Source organism: Chryseobacterium contaminans, from assembly GCF_001684955.1.
Taxonomy (GTDB): Bacteria; Bacteroidota; Bacteroidia; order Flavobacteriales; family Weeksellaceae; genus Chryseobacterium; species Chryseobacterium contaminans.
On the sequence record NZ_MAYF01000072.1, the window covers coordinates 1 to 8,195 of the forward strand.

The 8,195-nt window shown below is 37.9% G+C and carries 7 protein-coding genes; all 7 read left to right on the forward strand.

Annotated features, from left to right (window positions below; genetic code table 11):
• Positions 1-1,200 (forward strand): M17 family metallopeptidase (locus tag BBH99_RS05965; protein WP_066693303.1); only part of this gene is annotated, 1,200 nt, incomplete at its 5' end.
• 140 nt (positions 1,201-1,340) lie between these two features.
• On the forward strand, positions 1,341-2,555 hold the full coding sequence (locus BBH99_RS05970) for an ATP-grasp domain-containing protein (RefSeq protein ID WP_066693306.1): 1,215 nt from the start codon (positions 1,341-1,343) through the stop codon (positions 2,553-2,555).
• Positions 2,556-2,585: 30 nt separating this feature from the next.
• Positions 2,586-3,299: an alpha/beta hydrolase-fold protein gene (locus BBH99_RS05975; RefSeq protein ID WP_066693308.1), complete on the forward strand. Its 714-nt coding sequence runs from the start codon at positions 2,586-2,588 to the stop codon at positions 3,297-3,299.
• Positions 3,300-3,564: 265 nt separating this feature from the next.
• Positions 3,565-4,518 carry an ATP-grasp domain-containing protein gene (locus BBH99_RS05980; RefSeq protein WP_066693310.1) on the forward strand — a complete coding sequence of 318 codons (954 nt, stop codon included), beginning with the start codon at positions 3,565-3,567 and terminating at the stop codon, positions 4,516-4,518.
• A 30-nt stretch (positions 4,519-4,548) separates the two neighbouring features.
• Entirely contained in the window at positions 4,549-5,670 is a 1,122-nt protein-coding gene (locus tag BBH99_RS05985; protein WP_066693312.1) for a carboxylate-amine ligase, read from the forward strand.
• 33 nt (positions 5,671-5,703) lie between these two features.
• Positions 5,704-6,537 carry a type 1 glutamine amidotransferase gene (locus BBH99_RS05990; RefSeq protein ID WP_066693315.1) on the forward strand — a complete coding sequence of 278 codons (834 nt, stop codon included), beginning with the start codon at positions 5,704-5,706 and terminating at the stop codon, positions 6,535-6,537.
• Between the two features lie 212 nt (positions 6,538-6,749).
• Positions 6,750-7,934, forward strand: coding sequence for a hypothetical protein (locus BBH99_RS05995; protein WP_066693318.1), 1,185 nt, complete (start codon positions 6,750-6,752; stop codon positions 7,932-7,934).
• The last annotated feature ends 261 nt before the right edge of the window (positions 7,935-8,195 follow it).

An 8,195-nucleotide genomic window follows, 5' to 3' on the forward strand; every position in this document is an offset into this window, starting at 1 on the left:
GTTGCCGTTAAGTTTTCTCAAACTCAAAAGGAAAAACTACAGGGTGTCCCTACTTTATTGCTTGCCGATTTCCTCAATGAAAAGCAATTTGAAGAATTTGTAAAAGGATTACTCATAGGAACCTACAGCTATCCTTTTGAAAAAAATCACCCTTTCTGGAATCCTAAATTTGAACTCCATTTCGAAAATTTAAGCCAGAAAAAACTAGATCATATCAGTCAAAAAGCTGAAGCTTTAAGCAACGGACAAATTGCCTGCCAGGAATGGATGAATAAACCAGCCAATTTAAAGAGACCAGATACCTTTAGCCTGTATCTTAAAAATATGGCTAAAAAGTATGAATTAAAATACACGGTTTTCAATCGCAAGAAATGCGAGGAATTAGGCCTTGGGGCTTACCTTGCCGTCAATCAGGGAAGTGCTCATGATGCAGCTTTTACCATTTTAGAATATAAGACTACGGCTAAAAATGCCAAAACATTTGGATTGGTTGGAAAATGTGTATTGTTTGATACAGGAGGAATTTCTCTGAAACCCTTTACGAATATGCACTATATGAAATCCGATATGGGTGGGGCAACAGCTGTTTTAGGAACTTTGATCTATGCTGCAGAAATGAAGCTGCCTGTTAATATTGTCGCTGTACTACCTATCACAGATAATGCTATTTCTGAAAAAGCATTGCTTCCAAGTGACGTCATTACCGCCTATAATGGGAAAACCATTGAGGTTATGGATACTGATGCAGAAGGCAGACTGATTCTTGCCGATGGACTTTCTTATCTCGCTAAAAATTACAAAACAGATTTCCTTATTGATTTGGCAACGTTAACGGGAAGCTCAGTAAGAATGTTTGGAGATACCTGTGGCGCCTTGTTTTCCAATAATGAAGAATTGAAAAATCTTTTGATTAAAACAGGAGACCACACCAACCAAAGGCTATGGAATTTACCGTTATGGGATGTTTGGACAGATGATATACAATCTGATGTAGCCGACTTAAAAAACATGTCCCTAAAACCTGTTGGAGACTGTATCATTGCAGCCAAATTCTTAGAGCATTTCATTGAGAATCACCCTAAATGGGCTCATTTGGATATTGCCGGAGTAGCCTTTGGAAATGTAGGATATGCCAAAGAAAAAGCTGCAACCGGTTATGGGGTCCAATTGCTCACGGATTTAATTGAAAATTATCACTAAAAATTAGTTTATTACAAAAATTCTCTGTATACTTGATTAGTGATTCATAAAAGCACATCATATTTTGATTTTTAATATTAATCAAATAATAAAGAATTGCTTTTATTTTTGATAATTCACTAAAACTTAAAAAACATTATATGGAGGAGAAAATTATAGTATGTATTTCGTGCTATTACAAGGGCTATGATTTCATGGACGAAATGAAGAGGCTCGGTAATAAAATCATCTTAGTAACATCAGAAAATCTTAAAGAAAAAAACTGGCCCTGGCATGCCATTGATGAGGTATTTTATATGCCTGAGATCAAACCGTCCGTGTGGAACTTGGAACATTTGATCCAGGGATTTTCCCACCTGATGAAAACCAGAAAAGTAAACGCTGTAGTGGCTCTTGATGACTACGACGTGGAAAAAGCTGCCCTGATCCGGGAGACCTTCCGTATTCCGGGCATGGGACAGACTACCCACCGCTATTTCAGAGATAAACTGGCTATGCGCCAGAAAGCAAAAGATTCCGGCATTAACGTTCCTGAATTCACGGCTGTTTTCAATGATGATACAGTGAATGAGTTTGTAGACAAAGTTCCCGCGCCCTGGGTACTAAAGCCACGCTCAGAAGCTTCTGCATCAGGCATCAAAAAGATCACCACTAAAGAGCAGCTTCATGAGGCATTAAATGTGCTTGGTGAAGAACGTCATCTTTTCCTGCTGGAAAGCTTTAAACCTGGAGATGTCTATCATGTGGACAGTCTTACCTTTAATAAAGAAATTGTATTTACCTCTGCTTCAAAATACCTTGCTCCTCCTATGCAGGTATCCCATGAAGGTGGTGTTTTCAGATCTAAAACTTTAGGAAGATATTCTGAAGAATTCAAAGCATTGGAAGACATTAATTCCAGAGTACTTTCCAACTTCGGACTTCTTAACGGAGCTACCCATACCGAGTTTATCCGTGGAAAAGAAGATGGAAAATGGTATTTCCTGGAAACTTCCTCAAGAGTGGGAGGTGCTCACATTCCTGATTTGGTAGAGGCTTCTAGCGGCATCAATATCTGGAGAGAATGGGCAAAGATTGAAGATGCTCTTCTAAGAAATAAAAATTACACTGTTTCCCCTCCTACAGGATATTATGCAGGGCTTATTGTTGCTCTTATTAAGGATAAAGAACCGGATTACAGCAAATTTGAATGTGAAGAAGCTATAAAGTTTCTTCCTATAGATTATCATGTAGGAATTGTTTACAAATCCAACGATGCATCTGTGATAGAAGAAAAGCTGGACAGCGCGGCAGAAAAGATTAATGCAGAAATGCTTAACATCCTTCCTCCTAAAACCAGCAAACTGAGCAGTTAACTATACCCAATCACTAAAGCAAAAATATAAATGCCTCATATAGAACATACAGATTACTATTCCAACATATTGGGAACAAGTCTTAAAGTAGAAGTGACCGGACATTACGGCCACCCTATCATCATGTTTCCAACCTCACAGGGACAATATACCCAGAACCATGATTTTCATCTTAACGGAAGCATCAACTGGTTCATAGAACAGGGAAAAGTAAAGCTTTATAATATTCAGACCATTGATGCCTGGAGTTTTTATGATGAAAAAATATCCCCGCAGCAGAGAATCAAAAATTATGAACGTTATGTACAGTTTCTGATTCTGGAATTTGTTCCCTATATCCAAAAACTTCATAAAACCCATCGTGTAGCAGTGGCCGGAGCCAGTTTTGGAGGGTATCATGCAGCCAATTTTGCCTTCAGGTTTCCGGATGTGGTGTCTCATCTGTTTTGCCTCTCTGGAGCTTTTAGTATAAGGAATTTTATGGATGGTTACTCCGATGACCTTGTATATTTCAACTGTCCAAGGGAGTTTGTAAGAAATGATGAGGCCTGGAAATACAAACATATGCATATTGTGTTGAGTACTTCAGATCAGGATATCTGCAAAGACAAAAATATTGAAATGGCAGAAATATTAAGGGTAAAAGGCATTGAATTCTGGTATGATGAAAGAAAATGGATCGGTCACGACTGGCCGTTGTGGAGAATGGTTTTCCCAACCTTTATTGGAGCTTATTTCTCTTAGTTATTTACCATTATTTTTAACACAAAAGGCACAAAAGTTTTAACACTTAAGTTATTTGAAGAGACTACTAAATGTTTGAGAAGTACACTTAAGTTTTGAAAATCTTAAATTTTCAATTTTCCCGAATATCACAATTGAAGACGTGATATTCCCCTCCTTCGGAGGGGTGTCAAATCAAAGATTTGACGAGGTGGTCAAAATAAGACAGAAAGTTGTTTATTAAACATTTAAAAAGAAAAATATACACCATTAAAAAACAAAAATTATGACAAAAAAAGTAGGAATTCTATTCGGTATGGAGGACACCTTTCCCTGGGCATTTATAGACAAGGTGAATGAACTGGGCGGCGGAGATATTGTGGCCGAACCTGTTACGATTGATAAACTTGAGCAAGGTGCAGATTATGGATATGCCGTAATCATCGACAGAATTTCGCAGGATGTTCCCTTTTACAGAGCCTATCTGAAAAATGCAGCACTTAACGGTACTTATGTCATCAATAACCCGTTCTGGTGGAGTGCTGATGAAAAGTTTTTCAATAATGCCCTGATGAGCAAGCTCGGAATTCCGTTACCGAAAACAGTGTTGCTTCCCTCTCATGAAAGACCGGACAACACTTCGGAAACTTCATTCAGAAACCTGAAATTCCCGCACGATTGGGAATACATCTTCAACTATGTAGGATTTCCGGCTTATATGAAACCCCATGACGGCGGCGGCTGGAAAAATGTATACAGAGTGGAGAATCCGGATGATCTTTGGAACAAGCTTGGTGAAACAGAACAGCTGGTAATGATGGTTCAGGAAGAAATTATTTTTGATGATTATTACAGGGTGTACTGTCTGGGCAGAAAATATGTCCATATCATGCCTTACGAGCCCAGAAACCCACATCATCTGAGATATGCCACTACCCACCAGACACAGGGCGAAGAACTTGAAAAATTACTAAAAACCATTCATGATTATACCATTACAATGAATGAGGCGTTAGGATATGATTTCAATACTGTAGAATTTGCGGTAAGAGACGGAATTCCTTATGCGATCGATTTCTGTAATCCGGCTCCGGATGCAGACAGAAATTCCGTAGGAGAAGAAAACTTTGCATGGATTATAGAGCATGCTGCTAAACTGGCGATCGAAAAAGCCAAGGAATATGTTCCGGGAAAACCTAATATAACCTGGGGAACCTTTGTGAAAGATTCCATAAAATAATATTGAAAAAGAATAAAAAAACACAAGACAATGCATCATCAGTTTACTATTGGAATCGAAGAAGAATATCAGATCATTGATGTTGAAAGCAGGGATCTGATTTCTCACGTATCAAAAATCATTGAAGGCGGAAAAGCGGTATTGAGTGAAAATTTAAAGCACGAAATGCACGAATCCATGATTGAGATGGAAACCGGAATCTGCCAGAATATTCAGGAAGCCCGTGCAGAATTAACGAATTTAAGAAGACATCTCATCAATACAGCCCATGAGCAGGGGCTTCGTGTCTCTGGTGGTGGAACCCACCCTTTTTCTCATTGGTCAGACAACACGATCACTCAGGGGGAGAGATACATCAAAATCGTTGATGATATGGGCGATGTTGCCCGTGAGAACCTTATTTTCGGACTTCACGTGCATATTGGAATTCCTAACCGTGAAGAAGGCGTAAGAATTCAGAATGTCATGCGCTATTTTCTGCCTCACGTCTATGCTCTGTCCACCAATTCTCCTTTCTGGATTGGAAGGTATACAGGCTTTAAATCTTACAGACAGGAAATTTTTGTCAAGTTTCCGAGAACCGGTATTCCGAGTTACTTCAACTCATTGGCTGAGTTTGACAGTTATGTTGATCTGTTAGTAAAAACAGGAACCATCGACAATGCTAAAAAAATATGGTGGGATTTAAGAGTTCACCCATTCTACCCTACGATTGAGTTCAGGATTTGCGATATGCCATTAAGAATTGATGAAACGGTATGTCTTGCTGCTATTATGCAGAGTTTAGTGGCTAAAATTTATAAACTTCATCAACAAAACCTGAGCTTCAGAAGCTACAGAAGGCTATTGTTGAACGAAAATAAATGGCGCGCTTCCAAAAGCGGTATTGAAGCCCATCTGATTGATTTTGGAAAAGAAGAATCTGTTCCATATCCGCTTTTATTAAAAGAACTTTTAGAGTTTATTGATGATGTGGTAGACGATTTAGGATGCCGAAAAGAAGTAGAATACGCCTGGAAAATTCTTGAAAATGGGACAGGTGCTGATAGACAGCTTCAGATCTTTAAGGAAACCGGCGATCTTACTAAGGTTGTGGATTATATGATCTCAGAAACTGAGTATGGCATCACCCATGGCGAACCCGCTTCATAATATTTTTGGTAACTTTACAAAAAATATGATGTAATGAAAGATATTCGAATTGCTCTGCTGGACATGAACAACAATCATGTCAATCAAGGTTTTAGGAACATTAAGGAAATTTCTGAAACGTTTCAGCAGAACTCTGAAGAAAATGTAATCATCAAGACGTTTGATGTAAGATTTAAAGATGAAATGCCGGATATTGGAGACTTTGATATTTTCATTTCTTCAGGCGGACCAGGAACTCCACACCGTGAAGGTTTTGCGTGGGAAGACCGGTTTGCTCATTTTTTAGATTCCATTTTTGAACATAATCAATACAATGAGGATAAAAAATACCTTTTCCTGATCTGTCATTCGTTCCAACTGGCAAGCATTCACTGGAAATTAGGAAATATCTGTAAAAGAAAATCCTATTCTTTTGGAGTAATGCCGGTACACAAAACCGATGAAGGCAAAGAAGAATTTTTATTCAAAAATCTTCAGAATCCGTTCTATGCAGTAGATTCCAGAGCTTATCAGTTTATTGAGCCGGATCATGACCGTTTTGAGGAATTGGGAATGACGATTATGGCTATTGAAAAGTTCCGTCCACACATCAATCTGGAAAGAGCGGTAATGGCAGTTCGTTTTTCTGATGAGATCTTCGGAACCCAGTTTCATCCGGAAGCAAGTCCTGAGGCATTAATTGAGAATCTTAAAGATGATAAGAACAGAGAAGCTATGATTGAAAACTTCGGAATGGAAAAGTATCTTGAAACGATGGACAGAATAGATGATGAAGACAAAATCATTCTGACCAGGCACCAGATTCTTCCGAGATTTCTTCAGTTCGCAAAAAAAAACATTTTGAAGGAAGTTGAGTCTTTGGCTTAAAAAGCGGGAAGTTGGAAGAGGGAGGCTGGAGGTTACTAACAGTGATTAAACTTCTGGTCAATTTCTGATTTAATTAGACATTAGTAAAATTTTGATCTTATTTTAAAATCCGGCTTCAAAAACTCCCCTCTCCCAGCTTCTGGCTTCCATCTTATACTTATAAAACATCGGGCATTGCTGCTCGATTTTTTTAACATCACAAAAGAAAAAATATGATCCCAAAATATAGAAAACAGTTCAACCAAGAGTTTTCAGATGAAAAATATACTCGGCTTAAAGAAATTTTAAAACAAAAAGGTGGTATAGAACCGGGATTCAGAATTTCAGAAAGCCCAATATTCCTTACCAAAGAATTTGAGAGTAAATTAATTGATGCCAGTGAAAGTATCATCAGCCAAATCAAAGCACTTCCGTCTGAAACCCTTCAGAAAGCTATTCCTGACAACTGCAGGGTTCCCAATGATACAGACCAGCCTCATTTTTTCACCATTGATTTTGGAGTCTGTAAAAATGAAAGCGGAGTTATTGAACCACAACTGATCGAACTTCAGGCTTTTCCATCTTTATACGCCTTCCAAAAGGCTTATGAAGAGACATTTTGCGAAGTATATCCTTTTCTTTCAGAGATCCGCAATCCTATGCCTCATAAAGACTTTAAACAATATTTAAAAGATCTGATTGTGGGTGATGAAAATCCGGAAAACGTGATTCTTCTTGAAATCTTCCCTGAAAAACAGAAAACAGCGATTGATTTTGCTTTAACAGAACAATTATTAGGTATAAAAACAGTGTGTCTTACCAAGGTAAAAAAAGAAGGCAAGAAACTATATTACGAGAATGATGGTCAGCTTGTTGAGATCAAAAGAATCTACAATCGTGTTATATTTGATGAATTAGACAGAATTCCGGATCTTAAAACTGAGTTTGATTTCCGGGAAGAAGCAGATGTAAAATGGATCACCCATCCAAACTTGTTCTTTAAGATTTCTAAATTCCTTTTACCTTTATTAAAACATCAGTTTGTTCCCAAAAGTTATTTCCTTCATGAGTTTCCGGAAGATGAAAACCTTGAAAACTTCGTATTGAAACCCTTGTTTTCATTTGCGGGAAGCGGCGTGAATTTAAACCCAACGAAAGAAATCACTGATGCTATTGAAGATAAAGAGAATTATATTTTGCAGAGAAAGGTAACGTATGAGCCTTTATTTGAAGACATTAATGGCGAATTTTCAAAAGCTGAAATCCGTTTATTATATATCTGGAAAGAAAATGATGAGCGCCCTATTCTTCTGGAAAATCTGGGAAGAATGACGAAAGCGGCAATGGTAAACGTGGATTTTAATAAGAAGGATGCGATCTGGATTGGGAGTTCTAATGCGTTTTTTGGAGAGGGATAGTATTGTATTTTATTAAACCACCCCGTCAAATCTTCGATTTGACACCCCTCCGGAGGAGGGGAATTTTCCCACACATCAAAAGGCAGCCTATCTGAACAGATTTAGGACAAACTAATGAGAATTTGGTAACCAACTTTAAACCTTAAACATTGAACTTTAAATATAAAACTATTGAATTTAAAAACTATTGAAGAACAGCTGTTTCTACCCCTTGGATTAAGCTGTTCAGACATTGAAGAAGACTTAGAATGCAGTGAATAT